Genomic DNA, 23,045 nt, shown 5'->3' with positions numbered 1-23,045 from the left:
GGTCGGCCCGCGCCCGGAGAACCGCGCCCGGACTGGCTTCCCGCCGACCGGCCCGTTCCCGGCGCAATAAATTTCACACCCCGGTTGACGAAAAGTGCAACTCGTCGTAATGGCTTGAGTAATCCCATACCCTCAGGACCGCCTTCGTGGTGTCGGCGGACCGGGCAAACGGGAGTCGGAAATGTCGCGGGGTAGAGCAGCCAGGCAGCTCGTCGGGCGCATGGCCCGAAGCCCGAAGGTTCGAATCCTTCTCCCGCCACCAGAGGATCATTACTGTCGGAGCCTCATCTCATGAAAAGCATCTACGTCGGCAACATCCCCTTCAGCGCCACCGAGGACGACATCCGCGACCTGTTCGGCGCGTATGGCAACGTCTCTTCCGTGAAACTCATTCAAGACCATGAGACCGGCCGTTTCCGCGGTTTCGGATTCGTGGAGATGGAGGACGCGGACGCCGCCGCGGCCATCGAGGCCCTGGACGGCCACCCGATGTCCGGACGGCCCTTAAAGATCAACGAAGCCAAGCCGCGCGCTCCCCGCCCCGGCAGGTACTGATTCGGTCGGGCACCGTTTCCCGCTCCCGGACGGCCGGTCCGCCCGGGCTCTGGTCATGCGCCCTGCTATCTGGCCCCGCGCCGCTTGAGCAGAATTTCCTCCGACCCCTTGTAGGCCGCGTAGTACATCTGCACGTGGGCCACGTAGCCCGTGGTCTCCCGGCCGATGAGGTCGAATGCGGCCCATTCGCAATTGCCGAACCAGCGCTTGGGGTCGAGCCCCATTTCCACGGCCCGCTTGCGCACCTGGATGATCCGGTTGGGGCCTGCGTTGTAGGCGGCCAGGGCAAAGTTCATCCGGGCCGTCGGGGCCACGTCCGCAAAATAGTTGTCCACCAGGAACCGCAGGTACTTGACCCCGGCGTGGATATTGTTCTCCAGGGTGAGGACGTCCTCGATGCCCACCGGGGGCCCCGCCGCCGTGGACGGCTTGATCTGCATGACCCCCACCGCCCCGGCCAAGCTCTTGCGGTTCATGTCGAAACGCGACTCCTGGTAGGCCATGGCCGCGATCTTGAGCCAGTCGAAATCATACTGCTTGGCGTACTCCTGGAAGAGCTTGGCCATGGGCATGAGCTTGCCTATCTCCACTTCGGTGGTCGGGTCGGAGATGAAGTCGTCATTCTCGTAATACCGCTTGAAGAACATGTTCCCGAGCAGAGTGCCTTCGCGCACGGTGGCCGCGAACCCGGACAGGCTCCGGCGCAGCTCGGGACAGTCCTTGCGCACGGCCCAGGCCAGCTTGCCGCCCTGGGAGAGGGTCGCGTCGGAATAGAGCCGCAACCTGGGGAACACCTTTTGCCACAGTTCGGCCAGGAAATGATCGGCCACGGTGTAGGGGGTCATGCCCCGGGCGGCCATTTCCAGGAGGTCCTCGGTGGCCAGGTACGGGTCGGCTGTCTTGATGCGCACAGGCGCGTGCCCCTGTTCCCCGAGACGCACGTTCAATTCGGCCAGGTGTTCGGCGTAGCTCGATCCCCCCAGGACGGAGACCTTGCGGCCCGACAGGTCCCCGGGCTCGTTCACGGCCCGACTCCGGACGCCGCCGACCACGATCTCGCGGACCCCGGTGCGATAGGGCTCGGCAAAGGCCGCCTCCCGGCTGCGCGTATCGGTCACGGTCAGGGCCGCCGCCGCGATGTCACCCCGCCCGTCCAGCAGGGCCGGGAAAAGCTCCTCCATGGGCACGGGCAGGAAAACCAGCCGGACCAACTCCTTCTTGTAGACCTTGGCCAGATGCTCCTCGTAGGCCCGCATCATATCCGCCTCAAGGCCACGCATGACCCCTTCCTTCATGAAGAAATTGGTCCGATTGTAGACCACCAGCACGCGAATGGCCCGGTGACTCTCGATAATCTGGGGCAGGTCGCCCTTCCAGGACTCCCCCACCAAGCCCAGTTCGGCCGCACCGGCCGAGGAGAAAGACAGGATCACGGCCAGGCAGACCGAGACACAGACGCGGGAAAGCCATCTCATGACGTGCCTCCGTATTTAATGACGACCAGCGTGACGTCGTCCGCGACCCCGGCCTCCCCGACGAAGCAACGCACCGCCTCGAAGACCGCGTCCAGGATAGCCTGGGCGTCGTTCCCGGCCTGTTGGCGCAGGATCGCCTTGAACCGCGCCTTGCCGAACATCTCGCCGTCCGCGTTGCGCGCCTCCCAGATGCCATCCGTGCCGATGGCGATGATCTGGCCGGGCAGCAGGTCGCCCGATTCCTCGCGGTAGCGCGTGTCGCGCAGGACTCCCAGGGGCAACCCGGCGTCGGTTCCCAACACGGTGAAGACGTCATGGACCGGGCAGTAGATCAACGCCGGGTCGTGGCCCGCCCGGACCCACTGGGCCTTGGCCCCGGCCGGGTCCAGACGGAGGAAGAACAGGGTCATGAACCGGCCCGAGCCGTACAGGTCCTCGGCCAGATGACGGTTCATCTCGGTGACAATCTGGCCGGGATTGCCCGGCTGGCCCGCGCGCATACGCAAAAATCCCCGGGCCGTGGTCATGAGCAGGGCCGCATCCACGCCGTGGCCCGAAATGTCGCCCACAGTCACGGACAGTATCGGCCGATCCGGGTCCGGCTCTTCGAAATAGTCGAAATAATCGCCGCCCGTGAGTTCGCTCGGCACGGACCGCCCGGCCACGTCCAGGCCGGAAATACGCGGAGCGTTGCGCGGCAGCAGCCCCTTCTGCACCTCGGCGGCCAGATTCAAGGCCTTTTTCTGTTCGGTCAAATCGGCCACGAAGGCCACATGCCCCAAAAAGCCGCCGTCCGCGTCGAGCAAGACGTTGGCGTTGACCAGGACCGGCACCATGTGCCCGTCGCGGTGGCCCATGGCCCCTTCGAACCGCCGCTGGGCCCCGTCCCGAGGGGCTTCGGAATTGGACTCCAGGAAGCGCTGATATTCCAGGGTGGCGAAATCCCGGAGCCGCCGCCCCACCAAATCCTCGCAGTCAAAGCCGAGCATGCGGCAATAGGCGTCGTTGACCTCGCGGACCACCAGGTCCCGGTCCATGAGCAGGTACCCCTCGGCCGCGCCCTCGATGGTCCGGCGAAACTTGAATTCGCTGGCGGCGAGGGCCTCCTGGGCCCGCTTGCTCTCGGTGAAGTCCACCAGCACGCCCTGGTTATAGATCCGCCGCCCGGCCTCGTCGCGGACCACCGAGGTCTTGTCCGAGACCCAGCGGATCTCGCCGTCCGCCGTGACGATGCGGTACTCCTGGGCGTACTCCTCCGCGTTGCGTTTCCGGCATTCCTCGATTTCGTCCCTCACACGCGCCCTGTCGTCCGGGTGGACGATCTCCTCGAATATCCGGCCGCCGGACAGGAACTCCGCCGCCGAATAGCCCCACCGGCTCAGATTTTCGGAGATGTAGACCAATTGATGTGGAGAATCGGACCGCCGCCGGAAGACCACGGCCGGGGAGTTCTCGACGATAACGTTGACCAGGCCCACGGTCTCGCGGGTCTCGCGCAGCAGCTCGTCCTTCAGTTCCACGGCCATCCCGCAGTCGGCCACGCCCGCACGGCATTGCGTCAACAACGCACGCAGCCGCCCGATCTCGGCGGACATTTCCTGCGGGGACATGGAGGATGGATCGGCCATGGGACTCCTGGGCAAGGGGATCACGGCTCTGGCGGCAGCCGGAACCATGTATTTTTTACCTTTTCACCCAACATATGGCAACCATGCAAATTTTGTGTTGACAACATCCGATTATTTAGGAATAGTTCCTATTAACAATACAAATCAAGTGGAGTATTTCGATGAAAGATAAAGTTCTCCAGGCCATGCGCGACGCGGGCAAGCCGGTGCGGCCGGGCGATGTGGCCAAGGCGCTCGGCGTGGACGGCAAGGATGTTTCCAAGGCCATCAAGATTCTCAAGGAAGAAGGGAGCGTGGTTTCGCCCAAGCGGTGCTACTACGAACCCGCCTAGATTACCGACAATCACACCCTACCTTACCTCCTCCTCTGAAGTCCCCGGTCTCCGCCCCCGAGACCGGGGCTTCACTTTGCGGGATCATGCCGGAAAAAGACGGCGCCAGCCCTCCCGCATCCGCTCCGCCCCGGCGACGCGGCATTTCCCGACGTACATGAAAAAGGCCCTCCCGACACAAATCGGGAGGGCCTTTTCCATTCATTCATCCGCCGGTCAAATGCCGGACATCCTTTTGGCCAACTCAAGGCCGTCCGCGGCGACGGGGTCCATGGGCAAGGGCATGAGCACGCCATAGCCCTCGGCCTCCTCATGGAACTCCTCTTCGCTCATGGCCGTGACCACGGCGGTCAGGGTCATGGCCGAGACCATCATGACCTCGCGGACCAGATCGAGCGGCTTGTGATCGGGCAATCCCTCGTCGATGACCACCAGGGCCGGAGGGTTGGCGGCCACCCGTTCCAGGGTCGCACCCCCGGAAGGGACCGTCTCCACGGCCTGCCCGGTTCCCTCGGCCAGCGCCTTGGAGAACCCGGCCAGCGCATCCGGGCGGGCGGTTGCCAATACGATGGACATGTTAGTGGCCGCCGCCGCAGGTCTGGTCCACGGTGAAGATCGGCAGGGAGTCATGCAGGAACGCCTCCACGGCCGCATGCACGGTGGGCGCATTCTGGCCGTGGTAAACCTGGATGCCCACCTGGTTGAAGCCCATGAGGGGACGCATGCCCATGCCGCCGGAGATCAGCGCCTGAACCTTGTTGTCGGCCAGATAGTTCACCGGGGCCATGCAGCCGCCCTGCACATGCGGGCAGCTCGGGACCACGGAGACTTCCTTCACGGAGCCGTCCTCCACGTCCACCAGGGTGTACATGGCGCAATGCCCGAAGTGGGCGTCAATGGGGGCATCCATGCCGCCGGGGGCGGCGGACGGGATGGCAATACGTGTATTCATCGTAAAAACTCCTTGTAAAGCGGTTAGTTGCATGTATCCAAAAGGGCCAGAACACCGGCCCAGGATGTGTTGATGATGCGCGAAAGTTCCGCGTTGTCCGTCTCGGTCAAAACCTTGCGTTCGAGCATGGCGTCCACCACGGCCCGGTCATGGGGAAAGCGCCCGACCAAGGTATAGCCCCTGCCCACGCACCACGCTTCGATTTCCCCGGTCATGGCCGGATTGATATCCCACTTGTTGACCAGTACGGCCACCTTGGTACGGAACCGCTCGCACAGTTCGGCCACGCGTTTGAGATCGTGTAGGCCCGACGGGGTGGGCTCGGTGACGATCACGGCCACGTCGGTTCCGGCCATGGAACTGATCACCGGGCAGCCGATGCCGGGCGTGCCGTCGCAAAGCACCAGGTCCAGCCCCTGCTCCTCGGCCATGGCCCGGGCCTTCTGCTTGAGCAGGGTGACCAGGCGGCCGGAATTCTCCTCGCCGGGGAAAAGCTGGGCATGGACCATGGGCCCGAACCGGGTGTCGGACACATACCATTGTCCGCAGTGCTTCTCCGGGAAGTCGATGGCCTGTTCCGGGCACAGGGCCACGCAGACCTTGCATCCCTCACAGGCCAGCGAGTCCACGCGATAGACGTCGCCGTCCCCGCGCACGGCGTCGAACCGACACAGTTCGGCGCACTGGCCGCAGCCGATGCACCGGTCCGGGTCGATGACCGCCTCGTGGCCGGAATAAAAGGACTCCTCGGACTTGACGCGCGGGTCCAGGAGCAGATGCAGGTCCGGGGCGTCCACGTCCAGGTCGCAGAGAATGGCCTTGTCCGCCAGATGGGCGAAGGCCCCGGCCATGGAGGTCTTGCCCGCGCCGCCCTTGCCGCTGATGACCACTATTTCGCGCATGCGCCACCTCCCGAGGCCGCCTCGCGCATGTGATTGCGCAGGTCGGTGAAGGTCCGTTCCAGTTCCTTGAACGCCCCGGCCACGATCTCGCCGCGCGAATAGGCCTCGGCGATATCCCGCGAATAGGGGATCTCGGCCCAGACCGGAATCCGGTTTTCCCGGCAGAACTCGCGCACCGCCGTGTCGCCCAGGTCCGCGCGGTTGATGACCGCGCCCATGGGCTTGCCCAGCGGCGTGAAGGCCTCCCAGGCGAGCTTGAAGTCATGGAATCCGAAGGGCGTCGGCTCGGTGACCAGGACGATGCAGTCCGCGTCGGTCACGGCCGCGATGGCCGGGCAGCTCACGCCCGGAGGGGCGTCGATGAGGATGTCCCCGTCCCGGGAGAGTTCCGGGAAGAGGCGGCGGACCTGGCGCATGAGCGGCGGGCTCATGGCCTCGCCCACGCGCAGGCGGCCCATGACGAAGCCGTGCCGCCCGGCCGTGCCCCGGCAGATCTCGCCCAACTCACGGCGGCCCGGGGAGAGCGCGCCTTCCGGGCAGACGGCCAGGCAGCCGCCGCATCCGTGGCACATTTCCGGGAAGACCAGCAGGGTGTCGGCCATGACCGTGATCGCCTTGAACTGGCAGATGTCGGCGCAGGCCCGGCAGCGGGTGCACTTGGACTCGTCGGCCTCGGGAACCTCGATGTACGCCTTGCGCACGTCGGTCAGCTCCGGCTTCAGAAAGAGGTGCAGGTTCGGCTCCTCCACGTCCAGGTCCACCAGGGTGGCAGACCCATCCCAAAGGACGGCCAGGGACGAAGACACCGTGGTCTTGCCCGTGCCGCCCTTGCCGCTGGCAACGGCGTAGATCACTTGTTGCCTCCGGCCGGCGCGTTGGCGGTATCGGCCATGTTGACTTGGCCCGCCACGTATTTTTCGACCGCCTGGCGCACGGTCATGTTGTCCACGTCCTGGCCGATGGCGATGCCCGCGGCCTGGAGGGCCGCAAAGGCCTTGGGCCCGACATAGCCGGTCAGCAGGACCTTGGCGCCCGCATTGGCCACGTTCTCGGCGGCCTGAATGCCCGCCCCCTGGGCCATGGCCTGGGAACCGCCGTTATCCACGTACTGCACCACGGTCATGGTTTTCGGGTCCACGATGGCGAAACCGGCCGCCCGGCCGAACCGGGGGTCAACGCGGTCGTCGAGGGTCGGGCCCTCGGTGGTCACTGCTATCTTGCTCATGGTCGTATCCTTGATTTGTTGTTCTCCGGAGCCCTGTGCGGCTCCCTGGCCCCGGCCCGCGCCCTGACCCATATTCCGGCCGCCCATGCCGCGGCCCTGGCCCATTCCCTGGCCCTGGCCACGGCCCATGCCGCGACCGCCCATGCACCGTCCGCCGCCGCCCATGCCGCGCGGTCCGGTTCCGTCCATTCCTGGCATACTGTCATCTCCAATGGTTTCGAACATCTCGTCCGGTAACAGTTTGGGGCACTCCCAGCCTTCATCGGCCAGGGTGTAGTGGCCGCCCTCGATACGGATGGCCTGTCCCTCGGCCAGCGCCGTGGCCACGATGTGCCGCGCCGCGCCGAGCACCCTGCCGAACGTGGCCCGGGAAACACCCATGACCTGCGCGCCCTCCTCCTGGGTCAGCCCCTGCGCGTCGGCCAGCCGAAGCGCTTCGAGCTCCTCCAGAGTCAGGGTGGCGTTCCGCAATTTGTGCATAGGAATGCCCTGCGGCTTGTAATATGTCGCGCCGGGTTCCTGTTGCACGGTCCGCCTGATCTTTCGCCTTCCCATTGGTCCTCGCAAATATGAACAGTTACACACATGAAGATACGCCCGGAAATCCCGGAGTCAAGGATAAAAATGAGCATATGCCCAAAAAAATATCTCGAAACGAACCGCGCCGACCCGAAAAACAACCCGGCGGCGCCCCCACCCGCCCCGTGGACAAGGACGCCGCGCCGGTGTATTCCCTTCCGTCATGCGTACCCATATGGACCGACTCCGCCACACCCTGCTCTACGAATTCTTCGGACTCATCCTCTGCACGCCCCTGGCGGCCTGGGCGCTCGACCGCGAACTGATGCGCGTGGGCCTGATGTCCATCTCCATGTCCGCCGCCGCCATGGTCTGCAACTACATCTTCAACCTGGCCTTCGACCACCTCCTGGTCCGCCTCGACCGCCCCCTGAACGTCCGCCCGCCCCTGCTGCGCGCCCTGCACGCCCTGAGCTTCGAAATCTTCCTGGCCGCGGCCACCGTGCCGCTCATCATTTTGTGGCTCGACCTTCCCCTGGGAGCCGCCCTGCTCACGGACCTCGGCTTCTCAGCCTTCTTCCTGGGCTATACCTACCTCTACAACTGGGCCTACGACGCGGTCTTCCCCATGCCCGTCGAACCCGCAACCCAACCGGCCGGAGACTGACCATGTTCGGCGTCCACGACTTCTTCCTCTTCGTCCTGTCCGGCCTGCTCCTGAACATCACCCCGGGACAGGACGTCTTCTACATCGTCAGCCGAGGCGCGTCCCACGGCTGGAAAATGGGCTCCATCGCCGCCCTGGGCGTGGGCACCGGCTGCTTCGTCCACATCTTCGCCGCCGCCCTCGGCCTGTCCGCCATCCTCGCCACCTCGGCCATGGCCTTCACCGTGGTCAAGTTCGCGGGCGCGGCCTACCTCGTCTGGGTCGGCCTGACCATGTGGCGGAAAAACGGCAACGGGCACGACCGCGAACAGGACGAGTTCTTCAAGACCAAGGCGCGCAAAGTCTACGCCCAAGGATTCTGGACCAACGCCCTCAACCCCAAGGTCGCCCTTTTCTTCATGGCCTTCCTGCCCCAATTCGTGGCCGCCGACGCCCCCAACAAGCCGCTCGCCTTCCTCCTCCTCGGCGTGGTCTTCACCCTCAACGGCACCCTGGTCAATCTTGCCTATGCCTGGTCCGCCGCCCGCGTATCCGCCCGGCTCGGCAAAAACTCCGCCATCGGCACCTGGGCCAAGCGTGCCGCGGGCACCCTCTTCGTCGGCCTCGGCGTCCGCCTGGCCATGTCCGACCCCGTCAGTTAGCCGAGGTGAGCCGGGGCGCTGCCCCGCCCCCCCCTGGGGCTCCGCCCCAGACCCCGCCAGAGAACCTTTTGAAAAAGGTTCTCTGGACTCTCCAAAACTTTTTGTCGCCGCTTCGCGGGATGTGTGTGGTGGCGGGAGGCTCGCTTAGGAGCACCATCCGTCCTGCCTGTGAGAAAATTCGGACAGAAGAAACGGCGTGCGCCTTTGTCCAAGGAAGCACGCCGTTTTCTGTACGAAATCGAGGGTCTTATTTTTTCCAAGCCCCCCGCGTCCGCACGCCCCTGCCGCAGGCACCCAAAAAGTTTGGGAGGGGGTCCAGGAGGCAACCCTTTTCAAAGGGTTCCCCCTGGCGGGGTCCGGGGCGGCGCCCCGGCCGCCGGAGGCATTCCGGCTTTCCTAACTTGCGCCTTCGCGGTCCATGCTGCGGTAGTTGATGGCCTCGGCCAGGTGATCGGGCCCGATGGCGTCGGCCCCGGCAAGGTCGGCGATGGTGCGCGAGATGCGCAGAATACGGGTGTAGGCGCGGGCGGACAGGCCCAGGGTTTCGACGGCCCGGCGCAGGAAGCCGTGCTCGACTTCACCAAGGGCACAAAACGCTTCGAGCGCGGCCCCGTCGAGTTCGGCGTTGAGAGAGAAATGACCGTCCCGGTAGCGCTCGGCCTGGATGCTGCGGGCGGCGAGGATATGGGCGCGCATGGTTGCTGAGTCCATCTCGGAGCGGGTCTGGCGAAGTTTTTCATAGGGCACGGCAGGCACATCCACATGCAGATCGATGCGGTCGAGGAGCGGGCCGGAGATGCGGCCGCGATAGCGTTGCACGGCCAGCGGCGAACAGGAACAAGGGTGGGTCGCATCGGACAGGTAACCGCAAGGGCAAGGATTCATGGCGGCCACGAGCATGACGTCTGCCGGGTATTTGAGGGTCATCAGCGAACGGGAAATGGAAACCTCGCCGTCTTCGAGGGGCTGGCGCAGGACTTCGAGCACGGATTTCTTGAATTCGGGCATCTCGTCGAGAAAGAGCACGCCCCGGTGGGCCAGGGAGGTCTCGCCGGGCTGAGGGTAGCGGCCGCCGCCGACCAGCCCCACGTCGGAGATGGTATGGTGCGGGGTGCGGAACGGCCGGGTGACCATCAAGGCCTGGTCCGAGGGAAGCAGCCCGGCCACGGAATAAATCTTGGTCACCTCCAGGGCCTCGTCGAAGGACAGCGGCGGCAAAACCGTGGGGATACGCTTGGCGAGCATGGTCTTGCCCGAACCGGGAGGGCCGATAAAAAGGAGATTGTGGCCTCCGGCGGCGGCGATCTCGATGGCCCGCTTGGCGTGCTCCTGGCCTTTGACCTCGCCGAAGTCGTTGCGGTGGGAGGTGCGTTCGTTCCAGAGGGTCTCGATGTCCACCCGGGCGGGCTCGATGGCCTCCTCGCCGAGGAGCATGCGCACCACCTGGCCCAGGTTCGCGGCTCCGATGACGGCCAGATCACCGGCCACCGCGCCTTCGCGGCCGTTGACCTCGGGCACGATGATGCCCTGGCCGCCTTCCTGACGCGCGGCCAAGGCCAGAGGCAGGATGCCGGGCACGGACTTGAGGTCGCCGCCCAGGGACAACTCCCCGGCCATGAACCAGCCATCCACGGCCCGCTGTTCGATGACGCCCATGGCGGTGAGGATGCCGATGGCCAACGGCAGGTCGTAGCCGCTGCCTTCCTTGCGCACATCGGCCGGAGCCAGGTTCACGGTGATCCGGGCGGGCGGCACCTTGAACCCGCAGTTCTTGAGGGCGGAGAAAACGCGCTCCTTGGACTCGCGCACCGCGCCCTCGGCCAGCCCGACCATGGTGAAGGCGGGCATGCCGGATCGGGAAAAATCAACTTCGAGCTGAACTTTGAAGGCGTCAATGCCCATGAGGGCGGCGCAGGAGATGGTGGCGATCACGATTTTATCCGTATGAACAATAAGTTGAAGCGGCTTGTTTTAGAAACGTGTACACGGATATCCATCCACCTGTAAATACCTGCGCATTCCGCCCGCCCGGTTTACTGGGACGGAGCATCAGGCTATCGTCTCATTTTCCGGAACTATTGCAGCGAGGAATCGATGCCCCATAGTGAAAAAGCGCCGAATGAACTCTTTTTGGCCAAACTTTCCCTGCCGGTGCGCAAGTGCATGTCGAAGACGGCGGTGGAATGCGCCGGAAACGTGGCCGGGGTCCTCTCCCTGGACAAGAAGGAGACCTATCGGGTCAAGCTGGCCGTGGACGAGGCCTTCTGCAACGCCGTGGACCATTTTTCCGGCTCGGCCGACGAAGAGCGGGTCCATCTCGAATTTTCCGTGCGGGGAGACGCACTGGTCATTTCGATCCGCGAACGCGGCATTCCCTTCGATCACAGCCGGGCCGAGCGTTTCTCGCCCGGCGACCCGGACAGCGTGGACAAGCCGGGGCTGGGCTCCCTGCTCATGCATCAGGCCATGGACTCGGTGGAACTGTTCATCCATGGGCGGGAAGGCAAGGAGGTCCGCCTGACCCGGAAGCTCCGCTACGGCAACCTGCCCCAGGAGCTGCTGGACACCCGCGACACCCGGCGCGGCCGACCACGGACCACGGTCCGGGAGCCCGAGGTCCGGCTGGCCCGCGAGGACGAGTTGGCCGAAGTCTGCCGCCTGGCCTGGCGCTGCTACGGCTTCACCCAGGAGGCCTTTCTCTACGACCTCGACGCCCTGACCGCAAAAGTGCGCGGCGGAGAATTCAAATCGGTCGTGGGCGTGGACCCGGCGAGCGGGGCCCTGATCGGCCACGCCGGGCTGAAATACCACGACCCGACGGTCCGGGTGCCGGAACTGGGACTGGTTTTTGTCGATCCGGCCTACCGCGCGCCCACATTGGCCCCGAAAATGGTCCGGTTGTTGTTCGACAAGGCCCGGGCCGAGGGGGACCGGGGCGTCTTCGACTGCTCGGTGACCACCCACACCTTTTCGCAAAAAGGATTACAGAAGGAAATGGGCTGCCGTCCGTGCTGCCTGATGCTCGGCATCGCCGCCGCGGGCATGCAGGTCAAGGAATTGGCGACCTCCCGGCAAGCGAAGGGGTCGGTGGTCAACCACTACTTCCCCTTCGACCGTTCCGCGGCCACGGTCTACCTGCCCGAACACCACCAGGGCATGGCCGGGGACATCTATCGCTGGATGGACCTGCCCCGCACCTTCGGCGAGCCTGGGGACGCCCCGCTCCCGGACGCGTCCTCGGTGGATGTTTTCCCCCTGCCCGACGAACTCAACGCGGCCTTCATCGTCGTCCGGGCCATTGGCGCGGACACGGTCCGGGAGATCGCCGAGGGACTGCGCCGATGCCGCGAAAACCGCATGGACGCGATCTACGCCTTTCTCCCCGCCGGGGTGCCGACCGCGCCGGGCGTGGTGGACGCCTGCGAACGCATGGGCTTCTTCTTCGCCGGGGTCATGCCCCATGTCCATGACGGCCAGGACCGTATCCTGCTGCAGTACATCGACATACCCCTCGATCCGGAAGCCATCCGGGTATACGGCGACATGAGCCGAAAGCTCTTCGCGTATATCCTGGAGGAACAGCGCCGGGTCGCGTCCTCCTAGACGGGACCACCGATGGCGTTGTCCGACCCGCTCCCAGGCGCCGCGTCCCCGTCTTGACGGGTACTCGAAAATCATTGCCCTACAGAAAGAGGCGTCCAATGATACACTGATTCTATCAGTAACGCTGCACACAAAGGAGAACCCTATGGGTATCCGTTCCAAGCTTTTTCTGCCCCTGCTGGGCGTGGCCCTGGCCATGCTGGTCGGCGGTTATCTCGTGTTGCAATCCCAATTCACCGAACTGGAGGACTCCTTCGTCTCCCTGACCATGCGAAGCAAGATGGACGACGTCCGGCAGTCCATTACCCAACTATCCGAAAGCGCCCTGCAACAGGCCGCCCTGTTCAGCCGCATGCCCGTGGTGGTCGAGACCTATGCCCAGGCCAACCGGGGAAACATGAACGACGAGGCCGATCCTGTGCTGCAGGCGGCCAGGGAGCGGCTGCGCAAAACCCTGGCCCCGACCCTTGCGGGCTACAAGGCAAATGTGGGCCAGGACTTCCAGCTCCACTTCCACCTGCCCACGGCCCGCAGCCTGCTGCGCACCTGGCGCGAAAAGCAAGCCAAGAAAGAGGGGAAGTGGGTGGATATCTCCGACGACCTGTCCGGATTCCGCAATACGGTCATCGACGTGAACCGGACCCACAAGCCGGTCCTGGGCATTGAGCCCGGCCGAGGCGGTTTCACCATCCGGGGCCTGGCGCCGGTGACCGCGCCCGACGGCGCGCACCTCGGGTCCGTGGAGGTGCTGCTCGGGTTCGACAACATCCTCAAGACCCTGGAGGCCTCGGGCTCGGTCAAGGCTTTGCTCTATATGGACGCCAAGCTGCTGCCCGTGACCACCCGCTTGCAGGACCCGGCCAAAAACCCGGTCAAGGACGACCGGTTCGTCCTCATCTACGGCCAGAAGAACGCGACCGCGCGGGCACTGGCTACACCCGCCATTCTGGAAAACGGCATGCGCTCGGCCCAGGTGACGGTGGAGGGCCACGACGGCGTGGCCGTGTTCCCGGTCAAGGACTACCGGGGCGACACCATCGGCGCCATTTTCCTGTCCATGGATATCTCCGGCCAACAAGCCATGATGTCCGCCGTGGCCTGGATGGCCGGGATCGGTTTGCTCATCGTCGTCATCGTGCCCATCGTGATCATTTTCTGGGTGGTGGAATACTCCGTGAAGCGGCCCATCCAGCAGTGCGCCGAGCTGGCCTCGGACATCGCCCAGGGCAACCTGGAGAGCCGGAGTTGCAAGATGCGCAAGGACGAGATGGGCGTCATCCTGGACGGCATGTGCGATATGAACGCCCATCTGGCCGACACCATCGGCCACATCCGGGACATCTCCGGCGAGGTGGCCGATGGGTGCAACGAACTTTCCCTGGCCAGCGACAACCTGTCCCAAGGGGCCAACCGGCAGGCCGCCGGAATAGAGGAGATCGCCGCCAGCCTTGAGGAAATGTCCGGCTCCATCCGGCAGACCGCGGACATCGCCGCCAAGACCGAGACCACCGCGACCCGGGTTTCGCACGATGCGGAAACCGGCGGCCAGGCTGTGGCCCGCACCGTGGAAGCCATGAAAAAAATCGCGAACGAGATCGGCATCATCGAGGATATCGCCCGCCAAACCAACCTCCTGGCGCTCAACGCGGCCATCGAGGCGGCCCGCGCGGGCGAGGCGGGCAAGGGTTTCGCCGTGGTCGCGGCCGAGGTGCGCACGCTGGCCGAGCGCTCGGGCACGGCCGCCGCGGGCATCGGCGAACTGTCCTCGACCAGCGTGGCCGTGGCCGAGGAGGCCGGGGACCTGCTCAAGCGCATGGTCCCCGACATCCAGAATACAGCCGGGCTGATTCAGGAAATCGCGGCAGCCGCCGCCGAGCAGAGCCAAGGCATTGAACAGGTGTCCCGGGCCATCCAGGACTCCGAGTCCGTGGTCCAGCAGAACGCTTCCACGGCCGAGGAGGTCGCGGCTACCGCCGTCACCCTGTCCGACAGTTCCAAAAACCTGCATGAGGCCATCGGCCACTTCAAGCTGGGCGACGAGGACGGGAACGCGCTGAAACGGTATTGAGCCTTCTCTTGCGACGCAGACGGCCCCTTGCGCGATATCCTTCGCGCAAGGGGCCGTTTCGTTGCCCGTCGGCGAACGACGGCTACGGCGCGTCCACGGCCTCGGCCGGAAGACGGACCGTAAAGCGCGACCCTTCGCCCAGAACGCTGTCCACGGTGACGCTCCCCCGGCAGCGCTCCACCGAACGCCGGACGATGGACAGGCCGAGCCCCAGGCCGGGCCCCTTGCCGTCGGCCATGGAATACGGCTCGAAAATGACTTCCAGATCCTCGGGACGGATGCCCCGGCCGGTGTCGGACACGGTCAGGACCAACTCCCCGTGGGGGTCGGACTGGTAGGCGAGATCCACATGGATACCGCCCCGATCCGTATAGCGCATGGCGTTGCCCACCAGGTTCAAGGCCACCAGCCGCAGGACGCTCTCGCTGCCGCGGACCAGGGCGGGCGCATCCTCGGCCGGTTGGACCGTGAGCGTGAGCCCCTTGCTGCGCACCTGGAGCCGGGACATGTCCCGAACCGAGGCGAGCAACTCGGCCGGGGAGAAGACGGTCGGGACCGGAGCCAGGGATTCCTGCCGGGAAAATTCAAGCACGCTGTCCACCACGAGACCCAGATTGCGGGCCGCCTCCCCGGCCAACCCGATGAGTTCCTCGCGTTCGGCCTCGTCCGCGGACATCCGTAACAGCTCGAAGGCGTTGACGATGCCGATGAGCGGGCTTTTCAACTCATGGCAGGCCGTGGTCAGGAAGGTTTCCCTGGAACGGTTCAGGGTGCGCAGACGCTCATGGGCCTTGGCCAGGTCCCGGCGGGACGCCTCCAACAGCCGGGCCCGGTTGTGCAGTTCCCGCACCCGATTGAAGGAAAAGAACACCAGGCAAATCAGAACCACCAACAAGGACAGAACCAATTCATCCAGCTCCCAATACTCCTGCTCCCGACTCCAGTCATGAAAGGCCTCATAGAGGTCCAGACGCATCGACGCCCAGATGCCCACTATGAGCACCAGCGCATAAACCGCTATTTCACGAATGTGTCTTCTGCTGAGCATGACATAGTCATTAACATAAGGAAAAAGAAAGCGACAGCCATGTAGAATCACCCATGCCGTGGTGTAAACAAGCCTGGATTCCCGGGCTGTTCCCTGTTAAAACCAAACAGCAACGACATTCATGGAGGATACATGCGCACCCTATTGCTCTCCCTGACGCTCGCCCTGATGCTTGCGGCATCCCTGGCCGCCTGTTCGGCCAAAGACGAGGCCGCGCAACAGCCGGTTCCGGACCAGCCCGCCGCACAGGCCGACCCCGCCGCCCCGGGCACGCCGGCCGCGTCCAGCCGCACCATCAAGGAAGACATCCCGGCCGGTCCGGTGGGCCAGGTGCAGCTCAAGAACGGCACCACCCTGATCATCGACTCCCTGGAGAAACTGGGCGGCGATTATTGGGTCTATGTCTCCGGCAAGCTCAACGGCCGCTCCTCCACGGTCGTCAGCCTGACCCGCTTCCGCGACCTGATGGGCTGGAAGTCCGTCGTCTTCAACGATCCGCACACCTTCACCATCACCACCCGGCACGGCAAGGAGTGGGCCTTCGAAGAGGCCAACTTCTACCTGGGCAGCGACAAGGCGGGCATCTATGCCTTCCATGTTCTGGACGACCGCTACACCCCGGTCCTGACCGAGGTCCCCAAGGACGCGGTGGTCAACATCGCCTTCGGCACCAAGTAGGCCGCCCGCCCGGGATTCCCAGCCCCCGCGATCAGGCCGGAAAATCGGTTCCCCTTCTTGACGTCTAGATGTTTTCTAGATAATAGACCGATAAGCTTCGTTCCTTGATTTTCCTTGTTTTACAAGGGTGACGATTGGTGACGATTCCCACACAGGGAGGACAGATGATCCGACTCGCGTTTGGCTCAATGCCCCGAAAAGTGGTTGTCAGGCTTGGTAAAACGGATACGCTCACCCCTATCGAAAACACACGCCCGAAGGCGGTGTCCTGCATCTGGGATGCCCGGTTCCGGAACAGCCCCCGGCACCTCACCCTGACCACCCGCGACACCGCCCTCACAACCCCGAGGATGAACAGTTATCATGGCAGATACCTATACGCATAAGGACCTGGCCGGACTCTGCGGCGTTTCCGAAACCACCATAAAAAGCTACCGCCGCAAATTTCCCGGCTTCATCCCGGTCCTGACCCGGGGCAAACCCATCCGCTTCAAGGCCGAGGCCGGCGAGGTCTGCCTCAAGATCCGCGACTGCTTCGCCAAAGGCATGTCGGTCAACGAGACCCACAAAGTCTTAAAGGAACACTTCAAGGAAGAGCCGTCCGCGCGGACGCGCCGCCCCCATTCCGCGGCGCCCGTCGCCCCCGTGGAGAGTGCACCTGGCATTTCATCGGAATACATGGAGAAGTTCTTCACCACCGCCGGACAGATGATGCAGGGCATGGCCGGTCTGGCCACGGCCCAGGCTAAGTCCGAACAACGGTTGCGCAAGGTCGAATCCGCCCTGGAGAAACTCCTGGAGATCGAGGCCGAAAACAAGGCCCTCTTCGCCCGTCTCCTGGATCAGGCCGCTCCGCAACCGGCCGCCGCGCCCGAGCCCGAGTCTGAGCCCGAGTCCCGACCCGAGCCTCGCCCCGAACCGAGCCCCGAGCCCCGCCTGCGGGCGCGCAAGATCGTCAACGTGCGCGGTCCGGAAGGGGATGTGGCCTCCTACGCCCTGGAGCGGGAGACCCCGCCCGCCGGGGAACATCCCTCCGAGGCCTTCCTGAACACGCCCATCGTCATCCACAACGACCAGGGCGAATTCCTCGGCGTGCCCGGCAGGTTGCCCCTGGCCGGATTCATCAAGGCCCTCGCCCGCGAGGCCGATGAGACCGCCTCCAGGTGGACCCGGCAGGACGACACCTGGATCTTCACCATGACCGCCCCGGGCGGCGACACCCATGATCTGCACTTCATCTCCACCACCACTCCGCGCGGCAATCTCGTGGTCCTTTTGGAACGGCTGGACGTCAACGACACCAGGACCTCCCCCCAATTCCTCCAGGAGTTCTTCCGCCAGGTGAAAGACAAGATCTAGATCGGGACCGGGAACGGCCCGCAACCACGGCAGCCATGATCCACTACCGCAACAACCGCTACACCTCGGAAGGCGTCCTCATGGACCCGGCGTCCCCGGCGTTCCGCCACGGCGCGGGACTCTACGAGACCGTCTATTACAACGGCCGGGACGTCCTCCACCTCCACCGCCACCTGGACCGCCTCCTCTCCTCCCTGCGCGCCTGCGGGATACCCTATGCCGCCGTGGACTTCGATGAGGTCGTCGGCCAGGTGGTCAACCGCAACGGGCTGGGGGACCGGCCCGCCCGGGTGGACATATTCTACCCCCTGGAGCCGGGAGAATCCTCGCCCGTGATCACGGCCGCCCCCCACGAGCCCAAGCCGTACAAGGCCTACCGGCTATGCCTCTGCGACGACCGCCATGTATCCACCCTCAACGCCCTGCGGAGCGCCAGCCGCATGTTCTTCCACCTGGCCCTGCGCCAGGCCCTGGCGCGCGGTTTCGACGACGCGACCCTGCTCGACCTGAACGACGACGTCCTGGAGGCGTCCACCGGGGCCTTGGTCTTCGAAAAGCACGGACATTTCGTCTGCGCGGACTCCCCCTACCGGCTGCCGTCCATCGCCCTGGAACTGGCCGCCACCGTGCTGGACATCCTGCCCGTGCGCCTGCCCCTGGCCGAACTTGAATCCTTCCAGCACGCCTACCTGCTCAATTCCCTCATCGGCATGCGCCCGGTGGTAGCCGTGGGCGAGACCGCCTTCGTGCCCGACGGCCCGACCTGCGACAAGGTCTCGGCCCTGATCCTGGGCGATTCGGACTAGCCTTCTTGCCTTTTCGCGTACATTGGCTATTACTGTTTACGGACCGTTAAACGGCGACGATTCCTTGCGTGCATTTTTTGCTTGCTTTTTAAAATAGGAATCATTACTAGTTTGTCCACGAACACGATCGGCCCGCGAGCCGAAAACCGAAACCATACAGGAGAAGACCGATGAGCAAGACCATGGAAAATCTGAAAGCCGCTTTTGCCGGTGAGTCCCAGGCCAACCGCAAGTACCTCGCCTACGCCGAAAAGGCCGACGCCGAGGGCAAGCCCGGAGCCGCCAAGGTGTTCCGCGCCGCCGCTGCCGCCGAAACCATCCACGCCCATGCGCACCTGCGCCTGATGAAGGGCGTCGGCACCACCGAGGAGAATCTCAAGGACGCCATCGAAGGCGAGACCTACGAATTCAAATCCATGTATCCCGACATGATGGAGGACGCCAAGGCTGAAGGCGAGAACGCCATCCTGCGCTATTTCGGATTCGCCAACGAGGCGGAAAAAGTCCACGCCGAGCTGTACGCCGCGGCCCTGGAAGACTCGGACAAGTTCGCCGACGCCGAATTCTACGTCTGCTCCGTCTGCGGACACACCATGGTCGGCGAGCCCACCGACAAATGTCCCATCTGCGGCGCGGCCCCCAAGGCCTACAAGAAGGTCGAGGCCTAGCCCTCCTTCCTGCGCGATCCCGCTTTGCGCCGCCCCGTTCCCGCCCGGAACGGGGCGGTTTTTTCTTGCCCCCTTCCCGCTGGTCCCGTGAAAGGGAAAAGTCGATGCCCAAGCCGCTTTGCGGAGGAGCCGGGCGGTCCCACGGACAGGGAATCCCGCCCCCGCATCTCTTTTACGCACCTTCGGCACCGCCTTTCCCGCTTGCGGAAAGGGAAGAGCGTTCCCCTTTCCCTGAGGGGTCCTGTACAAATGAAGGCGAGACGGGTACATAACCCGACATGATGGTCAATGTGGAACGACTGTCCTACAACTTCGGGTCCTACTGGGCCCTCAAGGACATCTCCTTCACCCTGGAAAAAGGCGAGTTCCTTTTTCTCACGGGCCACTCGGGCGCGGGCAAGACCACGCTCCTGCGTCTGCTCTACGGCGCACTGCCCGTTACCCGGGGCCGCGCCGCTGTGGCCGGCTTTCAGCTCAACACTCTGAAAAAACGCGATATCCCCAAGCTCCGCCGCAAGGTCGGCGTGGTCTTCCAGGATTTCAAGATCCTGCCCGAGCGCACGGTCTTCGACAACGTGGCCATGGCGCTGGAGGTGCGGGGCATGCCCCGCACGCACCTGGAACGCCGCGTGCGCGCCATCATCCGGGCGCTGGGCCTGGAGACGCGCAGCTATTCCCTGTGCGAACGCCTCTCCGGCGGCGAACAGCAGCGCGTGGCCATCGCCCGGTCCATGGTCGCCAACCCCGAGCTTATCCTGGCCGACGAGCCCACCGGCAACCTGGATGTTGACCTGACCCTGCATCTCATGGAGATATTCAAGCAGTTCCACACCTACGGCACGTCCGTGATCATGGCCACCCACTCCACCGAAGTCCTGGAGTGCGTGCCGGGCGCGCGCATCCTCCATTTGCAGGACGGGCGCATCGCGGGTCCCGGCGGCGACAACGGCGACGAGCCGGATCAATTCCCGGACGAACCGTTCGACGATCCCTTCGCGGATAAGGAGGGACTGTGATCGGACCGTTCCTTCGCCTGACCCTGCGCGGCATGGCCGACCTGCGCCTGCACCCCTTCGCCCAGGTGCTGACCCTGTTGGCCGTGGGCATGATCACCCTGCTTACCGGGCTGATCCTGATCGGCATGCACAACGTCAACCAGGAGTTGCTCCGCTCCCGGGGCAAGGTCGAGTTCCAGATCTATTGGAAGGTCGGCGCGCCCCAGGACCAAGTGGAGAAAGACTGGGAGACCGTCCGGGCCATGGACCATCTGACCGGCTTCAAGACATTCACGCCCCGGACCGCCCTGACCGAACTGGCCACCGCCCTGGGCGAGACCGGCGATTTTTCCTGGCTGGCCGAGAAGAACCCCCTGCCCTATTCCGGCCTGGCCGCGTTCGCCGTGCCGCCCGAGGCGCAACGGGCGGGGTGGGCCGCCGATCTGCTGACCCGGCTCAAATCCCTGCCCGGCGTGGACAAGGTCAACTACACCCCGTTCCAGGCGGACCTGGCCCAGGGTTGGCGAACCCTGACCCGCCTGGTGGTCTGGCCGGTTCTCGGCTTCCTGGCCCTGATCGTCTCGCTGGTGGTCCACAACACCATCAAACTCTCTCTGCTCACGCGCATGGACGAGGTCGAAATCCTCTCCCTGGTAGGCGCAAGCCCGGCCTACATCCGCTGGCCTCTGCTCATCGGCGGCCTGGCCCAGGGGCTTCTCGGCGCGGCACTGGGCATCGGCCTACTCGCCGCCACCCACTCGGCCTTGGCCGACGCCCTGAACTTTCCGCCCTTCCTCATCCACCTGCAATTCCTGCCCGCGAGCCAACTGCTCGCCCTGGCCGGGGCCGTTGCCCTGGTCTCCACCCTCTCCAGTTGGGTTGCCGTGAAATAGGACCAGTCTCCGGGCGGACGGATCTCTCGAAATCAGGAGCGTCCGGCCAGGAACACGTCCACGATGCGACGGGCATGCTCACGCTGTTGCTCCGGGCCCGGCAGCGGGACCAGCCCCACCAGAACATGCATGCGCAGGGACAATAGGCCGCCCAGAAGAAGCCTGACCCCGTACTCGGGGTCTTCGAACCCGAGCCGCTCCCGCAGAAATCCGATCAGCCGGGCCTCGGTCAACTTCGGTCCCACCGCATAATAGGCGCGGGTCATTTCCGGAGCGGTCGGCCCCTCGGACAGCAGCAGCCGGACCGACGCCAGATGGTCCTCGGCCATGTGCACCCGCAAAAATCCCTCGGCGAAGCGCGCCAGTCCCTCCCGCGCGTCGGGCAGGTCCAGGGCGTCCAGGAAACCGTCCTTGCGGTCCTGATGCCGAGCCGCCAGCGAGGCCTGGTACAACACCTCCTTGGACGCGAAATAGCGATACACCGTCTGCTTGGTCACCCCGGCCAACTGCGCGATCCGGTCCATGCCCGCCCCGACGTATCCCTCGGAACGAAAGACCTCCCGGGCCGCCGTCAGAATGGCCGCCCGATTCTTCTCCCGCTTCACTTCCATCTTCTTCATGACCAAACCTCCCGTACTAAAAACATACTACACAGTATGATTCTTGTTGACAAGGCGAACCCTCCTCTCTTAAATCATACTCATCAGTATGATTAAAAAGGAGTCCACATGACCATAGCGCAAATCAAGACCCTCATCCCGGAAAACGCCCAGGCCAAAGGGCGCATGGCGGCCCTCACGGGCGGCATCCTGCTCAGCTTCGACCCGATCTTCGTCCGCCTGTCGAGCGTGGGCGGCTATGAAACCGCGTTCCTGTTCGGCTTGTTCTCCGCGCTGTCCATGTTCTCGCTCATCCAGGTTACGGACGAGCGCGGGCTGGTCAAAACCATGAAGGAAAGCGGCTGGCCCGCCGTGCTCTCCGGCCTGATCATCCTGGGCAGCGCCTCCATGTTCGTGCTCAGCATCAAGCACACCACCGTGGCCAACACCATGATGATCCTGAGCGGCAGGCCCGTGCTCACGGCCGCGGCGGCCTGGATATTTCTGAAGGAGCGCACCACCGGCAAACTCTGGCTGGCCATCGGCGGGGTCATCTGCGGCATGGCCGTGGTCGTGTCCGGATCCCTGCGATCGGGCAACATCCACGGCGATCTCCTGGCCCTGCTGGGCGTGACCTGCCTGGCCCTGAACGGCGCCCTGTGGCGGCACTTCAAGGCCATGAGCCGACTGCTGGTCGTGGGCCTGGGCGGCCTCTTCATGGCCGTGGTCATGGCCGGCCCGGCCAACCTCTCGGCCATCCCGGCCCGCACATGGCTGGTCATGGCCTGCATGGGACTGCTTTCCGCCCCGCTCGGCCGGGTCCTGAACGCCGTCTCCTCGCGCTACATTCCGGCCGCCGAAATGGCCACCTATGCCCTGATCAGCCCGGTTCTCGCGCCTCTCTGGGTCTTCGCCCTGTTCCGCGAACAGCCCCCGGCCGCCACGGCCCTAGGCGGCACCATCATCATGGGCGCCATCGCCGCCTACATCGCCGCCACGAGAAAACGGTCCTGACGCACGCGGCCCCACGGGCCCCCGGAAGGGATGCCCGTGGGGCCGCGTTCCACCGGCGCTCCGCGCGCCAAAAAAAAGAGCCGCTCTTGTCCGTGAGGAGGAAAGGATGCAAATCCCCCGGACAAGAGCGCCTCCAACCCGCTGTATAAGCGGGAGCGCGTCGCTCCCGTAAATTTAGAAGACCCGAGTGAACAGGAGCAGAGCGAAGGCGGCCAGGGCCGTGGTGGCCGGGCGGATGTGCCTGCTGTTGTTGCGGCGGGGACGAACGCTGTCGTGACGGTGCGCCTCATTGCGCATATGCATCATGGCCAGTCGGGTATCGTTGTCCATGCTCATAGTGTTGCTCCTTGTGTTGCCGCCCGATACGGACGGTTTTCCATATCTGCAGATCTACGGATCTTGTCGAAATCAATCCAAT

At 64.6% G+C, this 23,045-nt stretch carries 25 protein-coding genes and 1 tRNA gene; 15 read left to right on the top strand and 11 right to left on the bottom strand.

The window, feature by feature from the left end:
* Positions 1 to 185: 185 nt before the first annotated feature.
* Positions 186 to 262: transfer RNA gene (locus J0909_RS14095), tRNA-Met, on the top strand.
* Positions 263 to 291: 29 nt separating this feature from the next.
* Positions 292 to 555 carry an RNA-binding regulator gene (gene rbp, locus J0909_RS14090; protein ID WP_207263793.1) on the top strand — a complete coding sequence of 88 codons (264 nt, stop codon included), beginning with the start codon at positions 292 to 294 and terminating at the stop codon, positions 553 to 555.
* Between the two features lie 65 nt (positions 556 to 620).
* Here rbp and J0909_RS14085 read toward each other — a convergent pair whose 3' ends face one another.
* Together J0909_RS14085 and J0909_RS14080 are read right to left on the bottom strand one after the other, a co-directional pair.
* The gene (locus J0909_RS14085) at positions 621 to 2,030 is read right to left on the bottom strand and encodes an MltF family protein (RefSeq protein WP_207263792.1); all 1,410 of its coding nucleotides are present in this window, start codon (positions 2,028 to 2,030) and stop codon (positions 621 to 623) included.
* Positions 2,027 to 3,658, bottom strand: coding sequence for a SpoIIE family protein phosphatase (locus J0909_RS14080; protein WP_207263791.1), 1,632 nt, complete (start codon positions 3,656 to 3,658; stop codon positions 2,027 to 2,029). The genes J0909_RS14085 and J0909_RS14080 overlap by 4 nt, the downstream gene beginning before the upstream one ends.
* Here J0909_RS14080 and J0909_RS14075 point away from each other — a divergent pair.
* Positions 3,657 to 3,830, top strand: coding sequence for a hypothetical protein (locus J0909_RS14075; protein WP_207263789.1), 174 nt, complete (start codon positions 3,657 to 3,659; stop codon positions 3,828 to 3,830). The two genes, J0909_RS14080 and J0909_RS14075, sit on opposite strands and share 2 nt — an antisense overlap.
* Positions 3,820 to 3,990, top strand: coding sequence for a helix-turn-helix domain-containing protein (locus J0909_RS14070; RefSeq protein WP_207263788.1), 171 nt, complete (start codon positions 3,820 to 3,822; stop codon positions 3,988 to 3,990). The genes J0909_RS14075 and J0909_RS14070 overlap by 11 nt, the downstream gene beginning before the upstream one ends.
* Before the next feature lie 216 nt (positions 3,991 to 4,206).
* Here J0909_RS14070 and J0909_RS14065 read toward each other — a convergent pair whose 3' ends face one another.
* From J0909_RS14065 to J0909_RS18430, 5 genes are read right to left on the bottom strand one after another with little or no spacing between them, the layout of a single operon-like run.
* Entirely contained in the window at positions 4,207 to 4,566 is a 360-nt protein-coding gene (locus J0909_RS14065; RefSeq protein ID WP_207263787.1) for a hypothetical protein, read from the bottom strand.
* Position 4,567: 1 nt separating this feature from the next.
* Positions 4,568 to 4,942, bottom strand: a complete 375-nt coding sequence (locus tag J0909_RS14060) for a NifB/NifX family molybdenum-iron cluster-binding protein (RefSeq protein ID WP_207263786.1) — start codon at positions 4,940 to 4,942, stop codon at positions 4,568 to 4,570.
* A 23-nt stretch (positions 4,943 to 4,965) separates the two neighbouring features.
* Complete coding sequence (locus tag J0909_RS14055; RefSeq protein ID WP_207263785.1) at positions 4,966 to 5,844, bottom strand: ATP-binding protein; 879 nt, start codon at positions 5,842 to 5,844, stop codon at positions 4,966 to 4,968.
* Positions 5,832 to 6,698 (bottom strand): ATP-binding protein, encoded by an 867-nt coding sequence (locus tag J0909_RS14050; protein ID WP_207263784.1) that lies wholly within the window; start codon positions 6,696 to 6,698, stop codon positions 5,832 to 5,834. Before J0909_RS14050 ends, J0909_RS14055 begins: the two co-directional genes overlap by 13 nt.
* Entirely contained in the window at positions 6,695 to 7,624 is a 930-nt protein-coding gene (locus tag J0909_RS18430) for a DUF134 domain-containing protein (RefSeq protein ID WP_286182034.1), read from the bottom strand. Before J0909_RS18430 ends, J0909_RS14050 begins: the two co-directional genes overlap by 4 nt.
* A gap of 199 nt (positions 7,625 to 7,823) precedes the next feature.
* Between J0909_RS18430 and J0909_RS14035 the strand changes: the two genes are divergently transcribed.
* Together J0909_RS14035 and J0909_RS14030 are read left to right on the top strand one after the other, a co-directional pair.
* Positions 7,824 to 8,255 carry a PACE efflux transporter gene (locus J0909_RS14035; protein WP_286182033.1) on the top strand — a complete coding sequence of 144 codons (432 nt, stop codon included), beginning with the start codon at positions 7,824 to 7,826 and terminating at the stop codon, positions 8,253 to 8,255.
* A gap of 2 nt (positions 8,256 to 8,257) precedes the next feature.
* Positions 8,258 to 8,896 carry a LysE family translocator gene (locus J0909_RS14030; RefSeq protein ID WP_207263781.1) on the top strand — a complete coding sequence of 213 codons (639 nt, stop codon included), beginning with the start codon at positions 8,258 to 8,260 and terminating at the stop codon, positions 8,894 to 8,896.
* Between the two features lie 396 nt (positions 8,897 to 9,292).
* Here the strand turns inward: J0909_RS14030 and J0909_RS14025 are convergent, their stop codons facing one another.
* A complete protein-coding gene (locus tag J0909_RS14025) occupies positions 9,293 to 10,828 on the bottom strand; it encodes a YifB family Mg chelatase-like AAA ATPase (RefSeq protein WP_207263780.1) in 1,536 nt (511 codons plus the stop codon).
* 162 nt (positions 10,829 to 10,990) lie between these two features.
* On the opposite strand from J0909_RS14025, the gene J0909_RS14020 reads away from it, so the two are divergent.
* Both J0909_RS14020 and J0909_RS14015 read left to right on the top strand, forming a co-directional pair.
* Positions 10,991 to 12,499, top strand: a complete 1,509-nt coding sequence (locus J0909_RS14020; RefSeq protein WP_207263779.1) for a GNAT family N-acetyltransferase — start codon at positions 10,991 to 10,993, stop codon at positions 12,497 to 12,499.
* 145 nt (positions 12,500 to 12,644) lie between these two features.
* Entirely contained in the window at positions 12,645 to 14,567 is a 1,923-nt protein-coding gene (locus tag J0909_RS14015) for a methyl-accepting chemotaxis protein (protein WP_207263778.1), read from the top strand.
* Positions 14,568 to 14,649: 82 nt separating this feature from the next.
* Here the strand turns inward: J0909_RS14015 and J0909_RS14010 are convergent, their stop codons facing one another.
* Entirely contained in the window at positions 14,650 to 15,615 is a 966-nt protein-coding gene (locus J0909_RS14010; protein ID WP_207263777.1) for a sensor histidine kinase, read from the bottom strand.
* A gap of 132 nt (positions 15,616 to 15,747) precedes the next feature.
* Between J0909_RS14010 and J0909_RS14005 the strand changes: the two genes are divergently transcribed.
* The 6 genes from J0909_RS14005 to J0909_RS13980 all read left to right on the top strand — a co-directional run bounded on the left by J0909_RS14005 (position 15,748) and on the right by J0909_RS13980 (position 21,014).
* The gene (locus J0909_RS14005; protein ID WP_207263776.1) at positions 15,748 to 16,293 is read left to right on the top strand and encodes a hypothetical protein; all 546 of its coding nucleotides are present in this window, start codon (positions 15,748 to 15,750) and stop codon (positions 16,291 to 16,293) included.
* 363 nt (positions 16,294 to 16,656) lie between these two features.
* Positions 16,657 to 17,652 carry a MerR family transcriptional regulator gene (locus J0909_RS14000; protein ID WP_207263775.1) on the top strand — a complete coding sequence of 332 codons (996 nt, stop codon included), beginning with the start codon at positions 16,657 to 16,659 and terminating at the stop codon, positions 17,650 to 17,652.
* Between the two features lie 35 nt (positions 17,653 to 17,687).
* On the top strand, positions 17,688 to 18,458 hold the full coding sequence (locus J0909_RS13995; RefSeq protein ID WP_207263774.1) for an aminotransferase class IV: 771 nt from the start codon (positions 17,688 to 17,690) through the stop codon (positions 18,456 to 18,458).
* Between the two features lie 170 nt (positions 18,459 to 18,628).
* Positions 18,629 to 19,126 (top strand): rubrerythrin family protein, encoded by a 498-nt coding sequence (locus tag J0909_RS13990; RefSeq protein ID WP_207263773.1) that lies wholly within the window; start codon positions 18,629 to 18,631, stop codon positions 19,124 to 19,126.
* Positions 19,127 to 19,407: 281 nt separating this feature from the next.
* On the top strand, positions 19,408 to 20,142 hold the full coding sequence (ftsE, locus tag J0909_RS13985) for a cell division ATP-binding protein FtsE (RefSeq protein ID WP_207263846.1): 735 nt from the start codon (positions 19,408 to 19,410) through the stop codon (positions 20,140 to 20,142).
* Positions 20,139 to 21,014: a cell division protein FtsX gene (locus tag J0909_RS13980; RefSeq protein ID WP_207263772.1), complete on the top strand. Its 876-nt coding sequence runs from the start codon at positions 20,139 to 20,141 to the stop codon at positions 21,012 to 21,014. The genes ftsE and J0909_RS13980 overlap by 4 nt, the downstream gene beginning before the upstream one ends.
* A gap of 32 nt (positions 21,015 to 21,046) precedes the next feature.
* Here J0909_RS13980 and J0909_RS13975 read toward each other — a convergent pair whose 3' ends face one another.
* A complete protein-coding gene (locus J0909_RS13975; protein WP_207263770.1) occupies positions 21,047 to 21,634 on the bottom strand; it encodes a TetR/AcrR family transcriptional regulator in 588 nt (195 codons plus the stop codon).
* Between the two features lie 108 nt (positions 21,635 to 21,742).
* On the opposite strand from J0909_RS13975, the gene J0909_RS13970 reads away from it, so the two are divergent.
* Positions 21,743 to 22,627: a DMT family transporter gene (locus tag J0909_RS13970; RefSeq protein ID WP_207263768.1), complete on the top strand. Its 885-nt coding sequence runs from the start codon at positions 21,743 to 21,745 to the stop codon at positions 22,625 to 22,627.
* A gap of 174 nt (positions 22,628 to 22,801) precedes the next feature.
* On the opposite strand, the gene J0909_RS13965 is transcribed toward J0909_RS13970, so the two are convergent.
* On the bottom strand, positions 22,802 to 22,963 hold the full coding sequence (locus tag J0909_RS13965; protein ID WP_207263766.1) for a hypothetical protein: 162 nt from the start codon (positions 22,961 to 22,963) through the stop codon (positions 22,802 to 22,804).
* Between the last annotated feature and the right edge of the window lie 82 nt (positions 22,964 to 23,045).

Origin of the sequence: Desulfovibrio sp. Huiquan2017 (genome assembly GCF_017351175.1) — a bacterium.
Taxonomy (GTDB): Bacteria; Desulfobacterota; Desulfovibrionia; order Desulfovibrionales; family Desulfovibrionaceae; genus Pseudodesulfovibrio.
Note: the sequence above shows the minus strand (reverse complement) of the source record. Positions and strands in the feature narration are given on the sequence as shown.